Origin of the sequence: Brachyspira hampsonii (assembly GCF_002214805.1) — a bacterium.
Classification (GTDB): Bacteria; Spirochaetota; Brachyspiria; order Brachyspirales; family Brachyspiraceae; genus Brachyspira; species Brachyspira hampsonii.
On record NZ_CP019914.1, the window covers coordinates 900,332 to 920,336 of the forward strand.

14 protein-coding genes are annotated in these 20,005 nt (G+C 27.9%); 6 read left to right on the forward strand and 8 right to left on the reverse strand.

What is annotated here, in order from left to right; translation table 11 throughout:
- Positions 1-16: 16 nt before the first annotated feature.
- The gene (locus BHAMNSH16_RS03690; RefSeq protein WP_069731806.1) at positions 17-871 is read right to left on the reverse strand and encodes an Rpn family recombination-promoting nuclease/putative transposase; all 855 of its coding nucleotides are present in this window, start codon (positions 869-871) and stop codon (positions 17-19) included.
- Between the two features lie 128 nt (positions 872-999).
- On the opposite strand from BHAMNSH16_RS03690, the gene mutS reads away from it, so the two are divergent.
- A complete protein-coding gene (gene mutS, locus BHAMNSH16_RS03695; protein ID WP_069731807.1) occupies positions 1,000-3,678 on the forward strand; it encodes a DNA mismatch repair protein MutS in 2,679 nt (892 codons plus the stop codon).
- Between the two features lie 79 nt (positions 3,679-3,757).
- Positions 3,758-4,081, forward strand: a complete 324-nt coding sequence (locus BHAMNSH16_RS03700; RefSeq protein ID WP_008723089.1) for a cupin domain-containing protein — start codon at positions 3,758-3,760, stop codon at positions 4,079-4,081.
- 691 nt (positions 4,082-4,772) lie between these two features.
- Here BHAMNSH16_RS03700 and dcd read toward each other — a convergent pair.
- Positions 4,773-5,291 carry a dCTP deaminase gene (dcd, locus tag BHAMNSH16_RS03705; protein ID WP_008729069.1) on the reverse strand — a complete coding sequence of 173 codons (519 nt, stop codon included), beginning with the start codon at positions 5,289-5,291 and terminating at the stop codon, positions 4,773-4,775.
- 117 nt (positions 5,292-5,408) lie between these two features.
- Here dcd and BHAMNSH16_RS03710 point away from each other — a divergent pair, with 117 nt between their 5' ends.
- Both BHAMNSH16_RS03710 and BHAMNSH16_RS03715 read left to right on the forward strand, forming a co-directional pair.
- Complete coding sequence (locus BHAMNSH16_RS03710; protein WP_008729067.1) at positions 5,409-6,740, forward strand: glucose-6-phosphate isomerase; 1,332 nt, start codon at positions 5,409-5,411, stop codon at positions 6,738-6,740.
- A gap of 208 nt (positions 6,741-6,948) precedes the next feature.
- Positions 6,949-8,643 carry a vWA domain-containing protein gene (locus BHAMNSH16_RS03715; RefSeq protein WP_008729066.1) on the forward strand — a complete coding sequence of 565 codons (1,695 nt, stop codon included), beginning with the start codon at positions 6,949-6,951 and terminating at the stop codon, positions 8,641-8,643.
- 57 nt (positions 8,644-8,700) lie between these two features.
- Here the strand turns inward: BHAMNSH16_RS03715 and BHAMNSH16_RS03720 are convergent, their stop codons facing one another.
- From BHAMNSH16_RS03720 to BHAMNSH16_RS03735, 4 genes are all read right to left on the reverse strand, one after another.
- On the reverse strand, positions 8,701-9,297 hold the full coding sequence (locus BHAMNSH16_RS03720) for a phosphatase PAP2 family protein (RefSeq protein WP_008729064.1): 597 nt from the start codon (positions 9,295-9,297) through the stop codon (positions 8,701-8,703).
- A gap of 147 nt (positions 9,298-9,444) precedes the next feature.
- Positions 9,445-10,770 carry a 6-phospho-alpha-glucosidase gene (locus BHAMNSH16_RS03725; RefSeq protein ID WP_008729062.1) on the reverse strand — a complete coding sequence of 442 codons (1,326 nt, stop codon included), beginning with the start codon at positions 10,768-10,770 and terminating at the stop codon, positions 9,445-9,447.
- A gap of 38 nt (positions 10,771-10,808) precedes the next feature.
- Positions 10,809-12,392, reverse strand: coding sequence for an alpha-glucoside-specific PTS transporter subunit IIBC (locus tag BHAMNSH16_RS03730; protein ID WP_008729060.1), 1,584 nt, complete (start codon positions 12,390-12,392; stop codon positions 10,809-10,811).
- A gap of 105 nt (positions 12,393-12,497) precedes the next feature.
- Positions 12,498-13,856: a family 4 glycosyl hydrolase gene (locus tag BHAMNSH16_RS03735; protein WP_008729058.1), complete on the reverse strand. Its 1,359-nt coding sequence runs from the start codon at positions 13,854-13,856 to the stop codon at positions 12,498-12,500.
- A gap of 294 nt (positions 13,857-14,150) precedes the next feature.
- On the opposite strand from BHAMNSH16_RS03735, the gene BHAMNSH16_RS03740 reads away from it, so the two are divergent.
- The gene (locus BHAMNSH16_RS03740) at positions 14,151-15,125 is read left to right on the forward strand and encodes a substrate-binding domain-containing protein (protein ID WP_008729055.1); all 975 of its coding nucleotides are present in this window, start codon (positions 14,151-14,153) and stop codon (positions 15,123-15,125) included.
- A gap of 6 nt (positions 15,126-15,131) precedes the next feature.
- On the opposite strand, the gene BHAMNSH16_RS03745 is transcribed toward BHAMNSH16_RS03740, so the two are convergent.
- Positions 15,132-15,797, reverse strand: a complete 666-nt coding sequence (locus tag BHAMNSH16_RS03745; RefSeq protein ID WP_069731808.1) for an AAA family ATPase — start codon at positions 15,795-15,797, stop codon at positions 15,132-15,134.
- A gap of 17 nt (positions 15,798-15,814) precedes the next feature.
- The gene (locus BHAMNSH16_RS03750; protein WP_008729081.1) at positions 15,815-17,935 is read right to left on the reverse strand and encodes an alpha-amylase/4-alpha-glucanotransferase domain-containing protein; all 2,121 of its coding nucleotides are present in this window, start codon (positions 17,933-17,935) and stop codon (positions 15,815-15,817) included.
- A 236-nt stretch (positions 17,936-18,171) separates the two neighbouring features.
- On the opposite strand from BHAMNSH16_RS03750, the gene glmS reads away from it, so the two are divergent.
- Positions 18,172-20,001 (forward strand): glutamine--fructose-6-phosphate transaminase (isomerizing), encoded by a 1,830-nt coding sequence (glmS, locus tag BHAMNSH16_RS03755; protein WP_069731809.1) that lies wholly within the window; start codon positions 18,172-18,174, stop codon positions 19,999-20,001.
- Positions 20,002-20,005 lie beyond the last annotated feature (4 nt).

A 20,005-nucleotide genomic window follows, 5' to 3' on the forward strand; every position in this document is an offset into this window, starting at 1 on the left:
ATATAAATTTTTTATATTATAGTTTTTCTATTTTTTCTATACTAAGCCCTGTTAATTCGCTTATAAGATTTATATCCATATTTTTATTTTTCATATTTCTAGCTAGAGAATATTTTTCTTGTTCTATACCCTGTTCTATACCCTTTATACGCTCTTCATTAAGCATTAAAACATTAAAATAATCTCTCTCATAATTACTGTACCCATTATATAAATCATTGCTATTAACAAATTTATTATATTCATCATATACTTCTTTCATTATAGGATTTTTCTTTACTAATATTTCCATAGTATCCTCCAATTTATCCTTAGAATTTAAAAACTCAAACCAATCTGATAAATCTTTATACAATTTATTATCACTATTAAATTTTTTCAATTCAAGAAAGTGAATTTCCAAATGATTAGTTAATATATGATTGGTTTCCAACTCTTTAATAAAATAGCAGCTATGAGGCTTATCTATATCTTTTATCAAATTAAAATCCAAAATATTAATACTTATTACAGGTGTCAAATCTGAATATATATCCTTAGATTTTAAATTTGTGAAATAATTTTTAGCCCAATAGTACAAACTTCTATATATAAATGAATGGTTGCCTATTCTTTGTATTTCTATAATTATAGTTTCGCCTGATTTAGTTTTAGCTTTAACATCTGCTATTGATTCTTTATCAAAAACATTTTCTTTTAAATTAAATGTATTAAGCACTTCTATATATTCAAAAGGCTCTTGATTAGAGTCTATTCTCACAGAATTAATAAGATTTTTCAATATATGCTCATGTCCTTCTTTGGCAAACATATAACGCATAAAATAATCATTAAGCACATTAAAATTTTTATTATTTGGTCTCAATTCCATAAAATTATTATAATGAATTTTTATTCTTTGTCAAATAATATAATTATATAAAGTATGTAAAATTCAAATTTGATTAAAGAATAAAAATATATTATACTAATCAAAAAAATTATAAACGGATAAATATAATGCAGGAAACATTTTTTGGAAGCGATAATAAAGAAGAAAATCAAAAGCTTACCCCTATGATGAGGCAGTATAAAGAAATTAAAGATAAATACAATGACAGTATACTTCTTTTTAGAATGGGAGATTTTTACGAGGTATTTTTTGATGATGCAAAAGTAGTATCTGATATATTAGGTCTTACTCTTACCAAAAGAGCTAATGTTCCTATGGCTGGAGTTCCTTATCATGCAATAGACAATTATTTATCAAAATTAGTTAAATCTGGAATGAAGATTGCTATATGCGATCAAATGGAAGATCCCAAAACAGCAAAAGGTATTGTAAAAAGAGAAGTTACTCAGGTTATAACACCGGGCACTATTTCAGAAAATAAATATTTAGAATCAAAAAGCAATAATTATTTAGCTTCTATAATAGTGTCAAAAAGTGAGAAAAATGCTGCTTTATCTATATGCGATATTTCTACAGGAGAACTTTATACAACAGAAATAAACTCTAATTTAGAAAATCATAATGAAGCCTTAAAAGAAATTATTGATGAACTTACAGAAGAGATTATAAGATTTTCTCCAAAAGAAATTATGACTATAGAATCCGTTTCAGAAAGTATAATTATAAAAGAGATAAAAAATAAGTTTTCAAATATATTTTATAGCACAACTCCAAATTATACTGCAGAATATTCTTATGCATATAAAACTTTAACTAATCATTTCAAAACAGTATCATTAAAAAGTTTCGGCATAGAAGAAAAGCCTCTTTTAATATCGCTTTTAGGTTCAACTATATTTTATATTCAGGAGCTTTCAAAAACTTCACTTGAACATATATCTAATATTACACTATATAATAGAAGAGATTCAATGACTTTGGATTATGCTACAATAGCAAGTTTGGAAATATTAGAAACAATAAGAAATGATAATAATAAAATGACATTATTTGATACTATAGACAGAACAAAAACTTCTATGGGAGCAAGATATTTAAAAAGAATAATAGTAGAGCCATTATTAAATATTAATGATATAAATAAGCGACTTGATAATGTAGAGTTTTTTTATAAAAATCAAAAGTTTATGTATAAAATAAGAGATTTGCTTCAGGATATTGGAGATATAGAAAGACTTGCATCAAAACTAGCACTTTCAAGGATTAACCCTAAAGAGCTTGTATCATTAAAAAGATTTTTAATGTCATCTATAGAAGTAATTACAGAACTTGCTATGAATAATTTTGAGGATGTTAACTTTGAAGAGGTTAACGATATAAAAATAATTACTGATTTAATAGAGCGTGCCATACTGGAAGAACCTAAAATAGTTATAAATGAAGGCGATATTATAAAAGATGATTATAATGAAACATTAAAAAAATATAATGAAGCTAGAAGAGAAGGACGCTCTTGGATAGCAGAACTTGAACATAATTATAAATTAGATACAGGAATAAACAATTTAAAAATACGCTATAATAATGTTATAGGCTATTATATAGAAGTAACCAAAGCAAATGCATCATCAGTGCCAAGCGATTTTATAAAAAGACAAACATTAATAGGAAGCGAAAGATACACCACAAGCAAATTAATGGAGTATGAAACTATTATTAATGAAGCCAACGAAAAAAGTTATGCATTAGAATATGATATATTTATTGATGTAAGAAATAAAACTAATGAATATTTAAACTCAATATTAAAAATGGCTAAAGTAATTTCTATAATAGATGTTTATTCTTCTCTTGCATGCCTTGCTAAAGAGGATAATTATGTTAAGCCAATAATAACAGATGACGGAATAATAGATATAAAAGAAGGAAGACACCCTGTTGTAGAAGTTAATCTAAAAACAGAAAGTTTCATTCCAAACGACACATATTTAGACAGCAAAAAGGAACATATGCTTATAATTACAGGACCTAATATGAGCGGTAAAAGTACATATTTAAGACAAACGGCTTTAATAGTACTGCTTGCTCAGATTGGATCATTTGTGCCTGCATCAAGTGCTAAAATATCTATAGTTGACCGCATATTTACTCGTGTTGGTGCAAGCGACAATATAGCTAGAGGAGAAAGTACATTCTTAGTAGAGATGAATGAAACAGCATACATACTTAATCATTGTACTGATAAAAGCCTTGTTATAATGGATGAAATAGGAAGAGGAACTTCTACTTATGACGGACTTTCTATTGCTTGGGCTATAGTGGAATATTTAGTTCATGAAGAAAATAAAAAAGCTAAAACATTATTTGCTACGCATTACCATGAACTTACTATGCTTGAAGATTTGGAAGGTGTTAAAAACTATAAAGTATTAGTTGAAGAATACAAAGATGAAATAATATTTATGAAAAAAGTTACAGAAGGAGCAGCAGAGTCAAGCTACGGAATATATGCAGCAAAAATAGCAGGAGCTCCTAATAAAGTTATAAAAAGAGCTAGTGAAATACTAAAAAAACTTGAAACAGAAGCAAGTATACAGGTTGAAAATATAGAATTAAATACTCAAAAGTCAAAAGATATACTTCCATTTTATGACAATACCAATAGTATAATAGAAGAAAAAACAAAAGAAAGCGAAATAGAAAAAGAAATAAAAGATTTAAATATTAATAATATTACCCCTATTGATGCTTTGAATTTAATTAATAAATGGAAAAACATGATATAAAAATATCATGTTGATTTTTTTATAAATTCAATTTTAAGAGGTTGCAAGCCGAAATTATAATATAATAATGAGGTGTACAATGACTGAACAATACTATTACAAATCAACAACTGAAAGAGAATTTGACTGTGTGAAAGATGATGAAAGATTGATAGAGACTTTATCTGATAAGGGGTATACTGTTTATGCCATTGCACAAAAATCTAATCAATTAATACCATATCATGAACATCCTTCCGAAGAGATGGTAATAGTATTAAGCGGTAAAGTAAGATATATAGTAGAAGAAGAAATCGTGGATTTAGAAGAAGGCGATATTATAAGAGTAAGACCGCATTCTGTACATTCTATGATAGGAATTTCTGAAAATGGTATATCGAATTTGCTTTTGGTATTCATATAAATCAATATTATTATAGTTATTTAATATAGTATATTTGTTTCAAGGTATAAATTAATAAATATTTATAGTATTTCATTATCTAATTTATATAATTAAGTTTTCAGCCAACGCGTTAAACTAGCTATAAAAAATAAATCTAATCAATAATCAAAATTCAGACTATAAGTTTAAAATCTATTTACCGCGTGCTGTTAAAGTCCTCAAATTGAAAAAACTTGGGCGGGCATGCTTTTTCTATATAAGTATCAAATATAAATAGAATTAAAAAGTCAAATAAAGTAAAAAGTATAAAGGGCGGGGGTATGTAATTTAAATTTTAAAACCTTATTACACTCCCCACCCTATAGGTTATTTTGCTTTATATTTATATTTTAAATAGTATTATTATATAAGCTTTATTCTCTTATTATAACACCCACCCTAGTTTTATTTAAATTTTTAACTATAACAACGCACGCAGAATATAATTATAAATATAAACAAAATCATCAATTCAACTTCAATTACATATAAAATTTAGTTAACCGTGCGTTAAATAAATCTTCAAATTTAATAAACGCTTGGGCGGGCATGCTTTTACTAAAGAAGTAATAAATACAAAGAAAGTTTTTATTGCAGTATAAAGTGTTAAACTTTAAAGGGTGGGGAGTTAAAATGAATTTTTAAACATAGTTTATTTATTGAAAATATTTTATTTGAAATCTTTATAAAGCATACTAGGCTGAACATCAGTATTATTCTGATATTTACTGCTCGTATACTCTTCATATTCTCCGTCTATGGTGTGATAATAAAGCTGAGCTATTTCAACTTCAGGATATATTATTATAGGCTTTATACAGAATATCTCTAAAGTCCAATAACCAGAAAAGCCGACATCTCCGAATCCTGCTGTGATATGAATAAATATTCCAAGCCTTCCTATAGATGATCTTCCCTCTATCATAGGAACAAAATTTTTGGTGCTTGTATACTCTAAAGTTCTTCCTAAATATAATTCATTAGGTTTTAATTCATAACCGTTTTTTGGTATTATTATTTCCTCTACATCATTAGCTTTTTTCATATCAAGAATTTTATCTTTGTATACTAAGAGTTTATTATGAAGTTTCACATTATAACTATTAGAATTTAATTGTTTTCTATTAAATGGTTCTATTATTATATCTCTGCCAAGATTCTTTTCTATTTCAAGCCCAGACAAAATCATCTATTTCTATCCTATTTTATAATATTTTTATTTAATAAATTATCAATTATTTTTCTTTATTTTTCGGTATTATTATAGTATAATTTACACACTAAAATAAAATGATGGAGTTATTAAATGCTATCTATAAATTATAAAAATGTATTAGGATTTTTACAAGAGCATGAATTAGAATATCTTTCTGAACATGCTAAATATGCAAATGAACTTCTTGAAAACAAAAAAGGTGCCGGCAATGACTTTTTAGGCTGGGTTAATTTACCAACAGAAGCTTTGAAAATGGTTAAAGAAATTGATGAATTATCCAAAGAAATAAGAGAAAATGCTGAAGTATTAGTATCAGTAGGTATAGGCGGATCTTATTTAGGCGGAAAAGCAGTAATTGAATCATTTTTAAATCCTTTCTCTCAGGCTAAAAAAGGAAATACTCAGATTGTATATGCCGGTCATAACATGAACGGAGAATATTTCAAACATTTACTTGATTACTTAGAAGGAAAAGATTTTTATATTAATGTAATATCCAAAAGCGGTACTACAACAGAACCTGCTATAGCTTTCAGAATGCTTAAAGAATATGCTGAAAAAAGATACGGTAAAGAAGGAGCCGCTAAAAGAATAATAGCTACTACAGATAAAGCAAAAGGGGCTTTAAAAACATTATCCAATGAAAATAAATACAGAACTTTTGTTATACCTGATGATGTAGGCGGAAGATATTCTGTACTTACTCCAGTAGGACTAATCCCTATAGCTGCTGCTGGAATAAATATAGAAGAGTTTGTGAAAGGCTTTGATGCTATGGCTAAATTAACTAAAGAAATGGATTATAAGAAAAACCCTTCTATGTTATATGCTATGCTTAGAAATGCACTTTATGCTAAAGGATACAGTACAGAAATAATGGTTAATTATATACCTAGAATGCATTATGTATCAGAATGGTGGAAACAATTATATGGAGAAAGCGAAGGTAAAGATAAAAAAGGTATATTCCCTGCTTCTGTTGATTTCTCTACTGATTTACATTCTTTAGGTCAGTTTATACAGGACGGTAAAAGAGGATTATTTGAAACTGTTATAAGAGTTGATAAAGAAGACATCGATTTAAAAATCAAAAAAGAGGATTCTGATTTGGACGGGCTTAATTATTTAGATGGAAAATCTTTACATGAAATAAATAAATCAGCATTAGAAGCTACAGTGTTGGCCCATGTTGATGGAGGAGTACCAAATATTATAGTAGATTTAGATAAAATTACTCCTTTCACTATTGGAGAGCTTTTATACTTCTTTGAAAAAGCATGCGGTATATCAGGTTATATGCTTGGTGTTAATCCATTCGATCAGCCTGGAGTTGAAGCATACAAGAAAAATATGTTTGCTATGCTTGGTAAAAAAGGTTATGAAGAGATGGGTAAAACTTTAAGAGCAAGATTAGAAAAATAATATAATTAATATATTATTAAGGCTGGTAATAAATAATATTTATTATCGGCCTTTAATTTTTTATAAAGAACAATTTAATTATCACTTACTTTATAATATACATTTCAATAATTATGTAAACTCATTATTAAAAAATTTTTATCAATTAACATAACAATGCAGATTTATGATATCCTTAACCGATAATAACTTGTAAGAGGGTATCAACATGAAAAACATAAGATATAAATATTTATTTGTTATTTTATCGGTAGTATTCATTTCTACTTTAGAAAATTTATATAGTCAGATAGCTGTAAATACTTATTCTTTAGAAATCAGTACTAACGATATAGAAATAGTTAAATTTATAAATGGCTATCAGCTTTATTTAAAGAAAAAGCCGAATGTATATGGATATAGAATACAATTAAAAAGACAAGACGGATTTAATTCCTATCTTTATATTGATAACAGCGGCAATTCTAATTCTATAGTTAGAATAAAAGAAAGCGATTATCATTATAAACTTGGAGAAGTATTTAAAATATTTATTCCTCAAAATATCTATTTAGATAATAGAAATAATAATTCTTTATTTACTTTAAGAGATAATATTAGTCTTATTTTAGAGGCTTATGATATCAATAATAATACCTTAATAAATAATGAAATAATATTAAAGGCAAATAATGCTGATATTTCAACTCCTACTATAACACTTAGAAATGTAGAAAAAGAAGGCGATCTCTATGCATTTTATTTATACTACTCCGGAGGCGATAACGGAGAATATGCATTTTATGTAAGAGAAGGAAGAACAAATACAGCATACAAATTGATAGATACTTCTTACGGAAATACTGCTAATTATGATAAAAGCGGCATTATATTAGAGGATACATTTAACAGATCTTTAGGTAAAAAACTTTATATAAAAGCATATTTTAAACAGCTTCCTGAAGACAGATATTTATCTTTCAATGTATTTAATACTCAAGGTCAAAGTTTTACTTTTCCTATAGATTATGTTATAGAAACTACAAATGTACAAGAAGAAGTAATACCTCCTCCAATGCCTAGCGGAGGAAATGAGGGACCTGTAAAAATAAGACCTTCAGATAAAATTATAGAAACTTCTACTAATACTATAATAGTAAAAAAAGATGTTCCTATTAAGAAAGAAAGCAATCAAATAAAAATTTTATCTTCTGCTAATATAGTTGAAAAGCCTGTAGTTAATGAAAGTCCTGTAATTAATGAAGAGCCTGCAATTGATAAAAAGCCTGCAGCAGATGAAAAATATAATTATAACTTGGAAGCTATGAATAACTTAAATAATGCAAGCAAATCATTCAATACTCCTAATAATTATGTAAAAGATGCAGAGGAATTAAGTGATAAATTTAAAAGCATTATTGAAAGATATAAGGATAAAGGAAGTATGGACTTAGTTGTAGTACTAGATACAACAGAGAGTATGCATCCTTATTTGAAAGCTATAAAAAGAGATATAAGAGGTATGGTTACAGAATTATTTGATAATCATAAATATTCAAGAGTGGGTTTTTTGCTTTACAGAGATGTGAAAGATACTTATCTTACAAAAAAAATAGATTTTAGTGATAATCTTAATTTTATAAATAGAGAAGTTAATTATTTCTATGCAGCAGGAGGCGGAGATAAGGCTGAACCTATGTATGAAGCTTTGCAGGAGGCATTAGAAACATTTGAGTATATAAATCAAAAAAGATTAATAGTAGTTATTACAGATGCACCTGCTAAAGTAATAGGAAGATCTGATTTAGATTTGAATTTATCTACAGCCAAAGAAAAAAATGTTACTGTAGAATTTATACTGGTTTCTGAAATAGAAGAAGAGGAAGATCTTTCTGATGATTATTTATACTTTTTTAATTTTTAAATAGGCATATTGATAATAATGAAAAAAAGCCCTTACTGAATAAGTTTGGGCTTTTTATTATATTTGTGTATTATCAAATTTATTTATAATTGCAATTTGATTTAATCTGTATTCGATATTTAATTTATTAAAAATAAAATATGTTAAACAAGATACAGTTATTCCAATGAATGCCCCAAATACTACATCACTAGGATAATGAACTACTAAATAAACCCTTGAAAAACCTATTAATACAGCAATTAATACTGCTATAAAACTATATTTTTTATTAAAATAAAGAAAAATAGGAAAAAGCACAGCAAATGATGCAGTAGTATGAGAAGAAGGACAAGAAAAAGAGGTTTCAATATGCTTTCCAACTGCAATCCAATATTCTTGATAAATTGGCTCTGTAAAAGGTCTTTCCCTTGCTATTAATGGCTTTAATATAATAGCTCCTATAAGTACAGATATAAATAAACTTACAGCCATATTAATACCGCAAACTCTAGTTCTTTTTACAAATATTAATATGATTGTAAATATCATCAAAGGGATTGATTCTCCTAAATATGTTATTGATGAAAAAAACAAATCTAGTATATTATAATTATTATGTAAACTATGAGCGAACTCTATGATGCTTTTATCAAAAATATTTATTATATTCATTTATAATTCCTGTAATTAATTTTTTAATAAAACAATTATATCTTGAATATGTAATAAATTTTTTTTAGTAATGATATATATAAAAAAATAGGAAAGGAGTAATAATTCCCCTTCCCTATTATATATAAAATAATTATTAAAAAATAATTATTTTAATTCAGGCCAATATTTTTTATTAGCTTCTATTAACTCATCTAATATTTTCTTAGCAACTTCAACACTAGGAACAGTTCTTGACATAGTGATAGCCTGCCACATTTTCAAATATGAACCTTCTATCCAAGCATCAACAACTAATTTTTCTACTGCCACCTGCTGCTCCATTAATCCTTTATTGAATCTAGGAATTTCGCCCATTACCAAAGGTTCAGGACCATTGCATCCTACTATACAAGGTATTTCAACCATAGCTGTAGGATCAAAGTTTATTATAGAACCATTATTAGGAACTATTAATAACATTCTTTCTCCTGTATTATTGCTTATAGCACAAGCTAGATCTACTATATAAGTAGCATGTCCTCCTACTTCAAAAGTGGAATCTTTAGCAGTACCGGCTTCTGTTATTCTTTTGCATTCTCCGAATACTCTTTTTTCTCTGCCGTCTCTAACCATATCAGTTCTAGTATAATTAATATCAGAATGGCTTACAACATAATCAGGGAATAAATAGTATTTGAAATAAGTATTAGGCATAAAGTTCGGAGAAACTGCAAAAACATCTCTTGCTTTCTCATAAGTAGAATGCCAATCAGCATCCATATGTCCTTCAACACTAGGATGCAAATATCCATGTTTAGAGATATGTTCTCTTAATATAGGCATTAAATCTCTTCCTGTACTTTTTTCTATTATACTAGTCCACCAACCGAAATGGTTTAATCCGAAATATCTTACCTGCATTTCTTTTCTTGATTTCAAGCCGCATATAACAGCCATAAAATCTTCTATACCAACAGGCATATCGCAGATATTCAAAACTTTAGAATTAGGTTTTAATCTTCTGCAGGCTTCAGCAACTATAGCAGCAGGGTTTGAATAGTTAAGCATCCAAGCATTAGGAGAATATTTTTCCATATAATCTATAAGCTCTAAAACTCCTCCTATAGAACGCATACCATAAGCCATACCGCCGGCTCCGCAAGTTTCCTGTCCTACGCATCCGTATTTAAGAGGGATTTTTTCATCTAAAGAACGCATTTCATATTTACCAACTCTTATATGAGCCATAACAAAATCTACTCCAGTGAAAGCCTCTTTAGGATCTGTTGTGAAAGAAAATTTAACATGAGGAGCTCTCTCTTTCATAATGATAGCACAAGCATTTCCAACTATAGCCTGTCTTTCTGCATCATTATCATATAATTTCAATTCTGATAAAGGAAATCTTCCTTCTTCACTTAAAAGCATTAAAATAATTTCTGGCGTAAAAGTACTTCCGCCTCCGGCTATAACAACTGAATGTTTTTTCATTTTATTACTCCTTAAAAAATTTATTAAAATTAATATTATTATTCGCTAGTTTTTAAAAGTTCTTCAAATTTAGCTTTTACTTGAGGAACTGATAAACCTACTATTATCTGTATAGCATTTCCTTTTTTAACAAGACCATGAGCACCGGCAACCTTGAAATCATCAGCATCTTTTACAAGATTAACATCTTTAACAGTTACTCTCAATCTAGTAGCACAATTAGTAACATGCTCTATATTTCCTCTTCCTCCTAAAGCCTCTAAATAAATTGCAGCCTGCTCTTCAAAACTTGATTTTTTGGCTTCTCTTTCTTTATAATCTTTTTTAGTATATAGCTTAGTCTTACTTTCGCCTCTTCCCGGAGTAGGAATATTAAATTTCAATATTAAAAATCTAAATACAAAGAACCATATAGCTGTGAATATAAGTCCTATAACAATATGTGCTACAACCATAGATGAATGATTCTTCATAGCAAATATCCAGTTTTGTGTTATAAAACCTATTAATCCTGCCCCATAGTTTCCTACTACTCCGCCAACTACATACAATACTGTAGCTAAACTGGCAGCCAAAATAGAATGCACCAAGAATAAGAAAGGAGATATAAACAAGAATGTAAACTCTAAAGGCTCAGTAATACCAACAAGTATTGATGTTAATGTTACAGGTATAAGCAAAGCAGCCATCTTCTCACGATTCTCTTTATCAGCACAGAAATAAATAGCTAAAGCAAGTCCTGGAGCACCGAATACTTTAGAGTTTCCATGCAAAGCAAATCCGCCTTCTGGGAATAACTGTTTAAGAGGCTCCAGCATATTTGAAAACTCAGAAACATGGCTTATCCAATATGGTTCTATACCTTCAGGTACAACTGCAGGTCCGTAAATGAAAGGTCCGTAAATGAAATGGTGAAGTCCTGTAGGTATTAATATTCTTTCTAAGAAAGTATATATAAATACTCCGGCACCACCTGCATTTGCCAAGAAATTCTGCATTGAAGCTATTAAAGACTGTATTTTAGGCCATATCAAGCAAGTTAAGAATGCCAAAACTAATACAACAAAGAAACCTATAATATGTACAAAAGATGTTCCTTGAAATACTCCCAAATAATCAGGAAGTTTTGTTTCATAAAATCTATTATGAATAATAGTAATAACTACTCCTATAAATATTGCACCTATGATGCTTGTATCTAAAGTTTTAATACCTGCTATCAAAGTTAAACCGCTTACGCCGCCTGCTTCCTGAGTGAAATCAACTCCAAACTGAGGACCCCAAAAATTAAGTATAGCAGCTATAAAATAATTATATGATAAGTAACATATCAAAGTTGCTAATATTGCTCTTTCAGGTGCCATTTTTGAAAGACCTATTGGAATACCCAAACAGAAAAATAAAGGCATATTTCTGAATATAGTCCATGCACCTTCTTCTATTATAAATATTAATTTGTAGAATACACCATCAGGATTAGCTAGATTTCCTACTATAGACTGATCCTTAAAAATAATGGTTAATCCTACAACCAAACCGGAAAAAGAAAAAAGTAATACCGGTACAAACATAGCCGCCCCAAACTTTTGGAAACTAGCCCTTAAATCAATATTCGCAAACATTTTATATCCCCCTATGCAAATTTTTATATCATAATCTAGAGTTTTTATAAATCTCTAAAATATTTTGCATCATCCTTTTCAAACGCAAACGAAATAAAAAATAAATTATTTTAAATAATCTAAATATGGCTTCTGAGAATCTATCATTCTATCAACCATCTCTTCAATATTTTTACATACATTAACAACAGGGTTAGCAAGTATAGCCTGTATGGCATACTCTTTTTTATGATGTATAGCAGCCTCAGCAGTTAAATCGTATACGCTTACATAATTTCTTAAAAGTGATAAATAACCTTTAGGAACATTATTTAATTTTACGCCTTTAACTCCGTCTTTGCTTATTTCAGCAGGTACTTCAACCGCTATCCAATTAGGCAAATCTTCTATTAATCCGTCATTCAAAATATTCACAGCTTCTTCTACATAACTTTCATTTGTAACTATGCCGTTTATTATGCTTGAAGCTCTTTCTTTTACTCTTAATTCTATTTTAGGCTCTGTTTTAGAAAGTACAGTTCTATATAATTCATAAAAATCTAATATTCCTCTATGATCAACCACATCCCAAGCCCAAGCTATATACTCTCCAAAATGGCTGTCTACTGTTATAGGTAATAATTTATATTTTTCTAATATTACTTTCAAAAGTCTCCTATCAGCCCATATAAACTCACCTTTCAATTTCTCTTCTATAGAGTGATCAAAACTTTCTGTTTTTGAAAATGCATTATTTTCTTTAGCGTATTTTAATAAATCACTATACCCTACTTCATGCTCAAAATAGCCATGAGCATTTTTTAATACATCAGGATATAAATCTTTTCCTGTTTTTTTATCTTTAATTTCTAATAAGCAGCTGAAATGATTAAGTCCTCCTGCTTTTATATCTAATGACTCATAATTCATTCTTAAAATTTTTGGAAGCCATTTATGAAGCCAGCCTATTTCATGGCACATACCTATAAATTTAGCATTAGGATAAACTCTTTTCACAGCTGTACATATAGCAGTCATAGGATTTGAAAAATTAAATATATAAGCATTAGGACATATATCCATAGCATCTTTTACTATATCCAAAATAGGAGGAATAATTCTTAAAGAGTGAAATACTCCTCCAGGTCCTCCATTTTCTCCATAAACCTGATGAATGCCATACTGCATAGGTATTTTCCAATCTTCATCCCATAATTGAAATCTATCTCCCACCTCTATGGAACTTATAATAAAATCAGCATTCTTAAAAGCCTCTTTCCTATCTGTAGCAGCATCAACTGTAAAATTTAATTTATTTAATTCTATAAACTCTTTAACATAATCATATACTTTTTTTAAAGCAGTAGGATTAATATCCAATAATGTAACATGAGAACCTTCTAAAGATTTAGTAGAGAAAATATCTCCAAGCATATCACATCCGAATTGTGCACTTCCTGCACCAACCAAAACAAATTTAATCATTTCCGTCTCCTTCTTTCTTATTTATAAAATTGAATACCAATCAAATAAATAATATCAACATATAACTATTATACACCAATAAGATACAATGTCAATAAAATGATACTAAAAAATCATTTTTTTATAAATAAAAAATCATTTTTTAGTTGAAATTATCTATTTTTTCTATAAAATACTATATTATTAAATATTAATTGCTATTTTTCTCAATATTTATTATATTTTTAATATCATTATTATGATATTATATATTTCAAGAAAACATAATATAAAAAATAATACAGGATTAATTTAATGGTACAGAAAGATAAAGTCGAGCATATTGCTAAAATTCTGAATATTGCAGAAACGACTGTAAAAAGATTTTTTTATTGTCCGGAAAAACTGCATAGTGATACTTTCAGAGCAATAATGTCTGTTTTGGCACAATACTATCCTGAGGATTTAAGAACAATAGTAAAATCTGATTACAGAGATATACTATTCATATTAAGCGACCATAATCTAATGATAGTTTCTGATATAATTAAATATCTTCAGAAAATAACTTTAAAATATAATATTTCAATAAGGCTATATGAAAATAGTCAAAATATACCTTTGAATATATTGATTAATAAAAACAAAAAAAAATGGAGCGATATCAGAGGTATAATAAGTTTATCAACTGAAACTGAAGAAATTACAAATGACTTTTTAATACCCACAGTATTTATAAATATGCCGCAGCAGGAATACGGATTAAATATAGATGTCAATGATTATTTAGGAGGAAAGCTAGCTATAGAACATTTATATGAAAATGATTGGAAAAAACCTGCTTTTGTTGGGCATTATGAATTAAACGGAGATATAGTGGAAAGATACGAAGGCGTAAAAACAGCATGCGATAATCTAAACATAGAATGCAAACTATTTACTACATATAATTTTTCTATGGAAGAATCGTACAATATAACAAAGAAAATTTTGCATGACAAAACAATAGATTCTATTTTTTATTTTTGCGATCAAATGGCTATAGGAGGAATAAAGGCTATAAATGAATACGGATATGAAATGGGAAAAGATATAGGCATAATAGGATTTGATAATTTAGAAATATCAGAATTTCTAGGATTAAGCTCTATGGATCAGAAATTATATGAAAAGATTTTATATTCTATAGAATATATTTTATTTGGAAATGGAAAATCTTTTACAGAAAAATCTCCTATAATAAGTTATACTCCTGAGGTAGTAGCTAGAAAAAGCTCTTTAAGAATATAAAATATATTAAAATAAATCTTTAATCATATCAGGGTATTTAATATTGTTAATTTTTGATATTCCTGCTTCATTATCAAATTCAGTTATATGTACTTTTATAGGCTCTATTTGACTTGCTATATATTTTATAACATTAGCTGACACAAATACATCTTTTCTAACATTGATAATAATAAAAGGTATTTTAAATCCCCTAGTATAAAATAATTCCACCTGCTCTAAAGATGAATGTATAACATTGTAATCATATTCTATAATAGGTATTATATGAATTTCATTTTCTTTTTCTATATCAAGTATCAAATCCATAAAATTATAATTTTCTTTTATAGGTAAATATAAAGGCAATGATTCAAATACCATATAATCGTAAATATTATTATTTTCATCTATAAGATCCGTAATATCTCTTTCATCTATTTTTGTATTAATACTGTGAAGAGGAGAAATATTTCCATTAGTAGCATACGATACAAATATTTCTGAAGCTTTTAGATATGTTGTATTTTTTATATATTCAGGATCAAATAATTTATTATCCCGTATTTCCATCACAAAAGGTTTATAATAGCATATAGTTTTATTAAGCATCTTTAACGATGACACTATATGAGAAGAAATATAAGTCTTACCGACATGGCTTTTATCAGATATAATACAAAAGAGCTTCATATATACTACCTTTAAAATTAAATATACTGAACATCTAATTTTATTTTATATTTAACTTTTTCTCCGGCTTTTAAGGATATATTCCTGCAGCATACTATAGTAGAATTTTGATAATTCATTTCAAGTTTATCAACTGCATCTGATATAGTAAAATTAGGCATATATAAAAATACTGTTTCTTCTACTGCTTCCATTAATACCTTTATTTTTATATATGATTCATCAGCCATACCAAAAACTGTGCCTTTATATTCTCCGCAGTCTGATAAATTATCAGAAATTTTTTCATCGCCTCCTATATAATATCTGTCTGCTTCATGTCCTGCAAGCAAGGTTATATTATTTTCCAAAGCATATACAAATTCTATATGTTCATTAGATTTATTTTCTATAATAGATTCAACAGAAAATTTTCCGTCATTATTTATTATATATCTTTTTATTAAATGTACATCTTTACCATTCACTTTTGAAGTCTTTTCAAAAGATACTGTAGCATAGTCTTTATTAATAAGATTTTCCAAAACATCATAATGAAGATTATAAAAATCTGCATTTTCTTCATATTTTAATAATTGGAATTCTTCAGCAGAAGGCATTTTATTTAAGAAATGATCAACTCCGAATACTTTTTCATTTTTATCAAATACCAAATACTTAGCAATTTTCTCATCAACTTTTTTTGCTATTTCATGTATAGATACATGCTCATTATTATTTTGATTATTATTAGAATTTCTCAAAGCAGCTATATGATAAGCCTCTTCCCTTCTTTTAAGACAGTCTATTAAATTGATAGGATTTCCTTTTTTCAAATCCCATTCTATTAAAGATCCGCTTAAAGTATGGAAAACCAATCCAGCATTTTCACATGAAATCATAATCTCCTCTCTGCCGTCCATATCAAAATCTAAACTATGATTCAAAAAATATTTTCTTCCATAAACTTTTTCTAAAGATATAGAAGTTGCCTTAATTAAATTAGCATAAGTAGCATGTCTTAAATTATTTAAATAAAGTCCTCCGAATGTACCATGCCAATAAGGACAATTACATTGACCTTTTAATAAATAACTTAAAGCCTCCTCTTTTTCTTTATAATTAGATTCTGTAATTTCTCCTATCATATTTGAAGTTAATATCATTCTTTTATTCATTCTGTTGCTTTCAGAATACTTACTGAAATAATTTCTCCAGAAACCGCCCCTCATGAATCTGCTTATAATCTCATTACCTTCAGATTTTTTTAATTCTTCCTGTTTTAAATGAAACTCATCTTGTACTTTTGCAGGAAGCACCCAAGTAAGCATCTCTTCATAAGAGCCTGTAGGTATATAAATCCTTGATGTAGGTGCATGACGCTCCATATATTCACTGTATGTAGTAGTGATTATTGTATCTTTTTCTCTTGTAAGAGCATCGAAAAACTTTTCAAGCCATTTATCTTCATATACCCATTTCTGAGTACCCGGCCAATCTCCGTATTTTTCCCCATCATCATGAAGAACTACAACTCTGTCTCCTTCTTCTGTAGCTATTGATTTTAAATACTCAATAGAATTTTCAACATCTCTGAATGGTATTAAATAACGAAGTTCCTGTGATATTGGAAATATATTTAATTTATAATTTTCATTATCAGTTATAAAGTAGCCAAACATATTTTTAGTATCTATGCCTGTAGTTAAAAACTGAGAATCATCAAGCATTATATATTTTATTCCATTCATAGCTAAATTTTTAACTAATGTAGGCTCCCAAACTCTCTCAGCAATCCAAGCACCTTTGGGAGTAATACTAAAATTATCTTCTATATACTTATTTAATTTTTTTATTTGTATATCTTTATCTTTATCAGGTATTGAAGGCATTATAGGTTCATAAAAACCGCCGCTTTGAATTTCTATTCTTTTTTCTTCTGCAAGTTTTTTCAAAGCTTTAATATGCTCCGGATGATTCTTTTCAATCCATTCTAATAAACAGCCTGTATAATGAAAATTAAATTTTATATCTTTATATTTTTCTAATATATCTAAAAAAGGCTTATAAGCATTTTTATATGTATTCTCAAATACAAAGTCAAAATTTCCTACCGGCTGATGATTATGGTTACCCAATATTAAATTAATAGTTTTCATGATAATGCCCTGCTTAATTGAAATTTATTACTTATAATTTCGTAATAATAGAAAAATTAATTAACATAATTCTATAATAAATGAGGCTTTTTGTAAAGTATTTGTTTATATACAGTATTACTTTAAGCAGTATTGACTTTTTATTTTTTTTATTTATCATGTTCGATTATCAAAAAAACTCATTTTTTAAAAATTACATTTTTTGATAAAATTTTGATTTAAGGACTTTTTTAATTATGTGCGGAATAGTAGGATATATAGGATACAATAACAAAGCATCAGATATACTAATGCATGGACTCACTTCTTTAGAATATAGAGGATATGATTCTGCAGGTATATCTATAGTTGATTCTAAAAATAATATTATCACATTCAAATCCGAAGGAAAACTTGAAAATTTAAAAAACATTTTAAAAACCAAAAAAAATATAGAGTCAAATATAGGTATAGGTCATACAAGATGGGCTACGCATGGAGCTCCTTCAGATATTAATGCACATCCTCATTTCACAGAAATGCTAACATTAGTGCATAATGGAATTATAGAAAATTATAAAGATATAAAAAATGACTTGATAAAAAAAGGATATAAATTTTTATCAGAAACGGATACAGAAGCTGCTGCCAATTTAATAGATTCATTATATGAAGGAGATCCTTTAAATGCTATAAAAAAGGCTTTGGATATTATAGAAGGCTCTTATGCATTTGCTATCATTTTTAAAGATGATATTAATAAATTATATGCCGTTAGAAAATCTGCTCCCTTAATAGCGGCTTTAGGTGAAAATGAAAATTTTTTAGCTTCAGATATACCGGCAATATTAAAATATACTAATAAATATATTTTGATAGATGATGGTGATATAGCTATTTTAGAAAAAAATAAAATAACAATATATGATGAAAACTTAAAAGAAAAAGATTATAAAGTGCTTGAAGCTAATTGGACTGTAGAACAAGCTGAAAAATGCGGATATGAACATTTTATGCTTAAAGAAATTAATGAACAGCCTAAAGCTCTTCTTGACACTATAGAACCTAGAATAGTGCATGGTATTCCCGATTTTAAGAGAGACGGGATTGAAGATGAAAGTTTTTGGACATTCTTTGACAGGGTCTATATAATAGGATGCGGAACGGCTATGCATGCTGCTATGATAGGAAAAAGACTCATAGAAGATAATTGCAGAATACCTGTAGAATGCGAAATAGCTTCTGAGTTCAGATATAAAAATCCTATACTTACAGAAAAAACTCTATCAATATTTATATCGCAATCAGGAGAAACTGCTGATACTTTAGCCGCTTTAAATTTAGTTAAAGAAAAAGGATACAAAACTTTAGCTATAGTAAATGTTCATAGTTCCTCTATAGCTAGAAATGCTGATTATGTTATATATACTTATGCAGGACCTGAAATATCTGTGGCTTCTACAAAAGCATATTCCGTACAGATGGCTATAATGTATTTGATAACTTTTAAAATAATATCAGCAAGAAAAATTAAAGATAATAATTATATAAAAACTCTTATAAAAAATTTACTTAACACTATTGATTCTGTGAATAAAGTTCTTACTATGAATGATGAAATAAAATCATTATGCTATGATTATAAAGAGGCTAACAGCATATTCTTTATAGGCAGAGATTTAGATTATTATCAGGTAATGGAAGGGGCTTTAAAAATGAAAGAGATTAGCTATATTCATTGCGAGGCTTATGCAGGAGGAGAACTCAAACATGGTGCTATATCACTTATAACTGATAATACTCCTGTGATAGCATTGGCAATACAGGAAAAAATTCTTAGTAAAATGATAAGCAATACAAAAGAAGTAATATCAAGAGGTGCTAATGTTTTGCTTTTTGCTAAAGAAGGTATTGATATAGATAAAGATACTTACAAAAAAATAGTATATCTTCCTAAAGTTGAGGATATGTTTATGCCTATAGTTTCCATTGTAGCATTACAGCTATTAGCTTATTATACATCTGTGATAAGAGGCTGCAATGTTGACAAACCTAGAAATTTGGCAAAAAGTGTTACAGTTGAATAAAATA

Coding starts and splice junctions, on each gene's coding strand:
- BHAMNSH16_RS03690 (WP_069731806.1), bottom strand. CDS start 871: ATGGAATTGAGACCAAATAATAAAAATTTTAATGTGCTTAATGATTAT.
- mutS (WP_069731807.1), top strand. CDS start 1,000: ATGCAGGAAACATTTTTTGGAAGCGATAATAAAGAAGAAAATCAAAAG.
- BHAMNSH16_RS03700 (WP_008723089.1), top strand. CDS start 3,758: ATGACTGAACAATACTATTACAAATCAACAACTGAAAGAGAATTTGAC.
- dcd (WP_008729069.1), bottom strand. CDS start 5,291: ATGATTTTGTCTGGGCTTGAAATAGAAAAGAATCTTGGCAGAGATATA.
- BHAMNSH16_RS03710 (WP_008729067.1), top strand. CDS start 5,409: ATGCTATCTATAAATTATAAAAATGTATTAGGATTTTTACAAGAGCAT.
- BHAMNSH16_RS03715 (WP_008729066.1), top strand. CDS start 6,949: ATGAAAAACATAAGATATAAATATTTATTTGTTATTTTATCGGTAGTA.
- BHAMNSH16_RS03720 (WP_008729064.1), bottom strand. CDS start 9,297: ATGAATATAATAAATATTTTTGATAAAAGCATCATAGAGTTCGCTCAT.
- BHAMNSH16_RS03725 (WP_008729062.1), bottom strand. CDS start 10,770: ATGAAAAAACATTCAGTTGTTATAGCCGGAGGCGGAAGTACTTTTACG.
- BHAMNSH16_RS03730 (WP_008729060.1), bottom strand. CDS start 12,392: ATGTTTGCGAATATTGATTTAAGGGCTAGTTTCCAAAAGTTTGGGGCG.
- BHAMNSH16_RS03735 (WP_008729058.1), bottom strand. CDS start 13,856: ATGATTAAATTTGTTTTGGTTGGTGCAGGAAGTGCACAATTCGGATGT.
- BHAMNSH16_RS03740 (WP_008729055.1), top strand. CDS start 14,151: ATGGTACAGAAAGATAAAGTCGAGCATATTGCTAAAATTCTGAATATT.
- BHAMNSH16_RS03745 (WP_069731808.1), bottom strand. CDS start 15,797: ATGAAGCTCTTTTGTATTATATCTGATAAAAGCCATGTCGGTAAGACT.
- BHAMNSH16_RS03750 (WP_008729081.1), bottom strand. CDS start 17,935: ATGAAAACTATTAATTTAATATTGGGTAACCATAATCATCAGCCGGTA.
- glmS (WP_069731809.1), top strand. CDS start 18,172: ATGTGCGGAATAGTAGGATATATAGGATACAATAACAAAGCATCAGAT.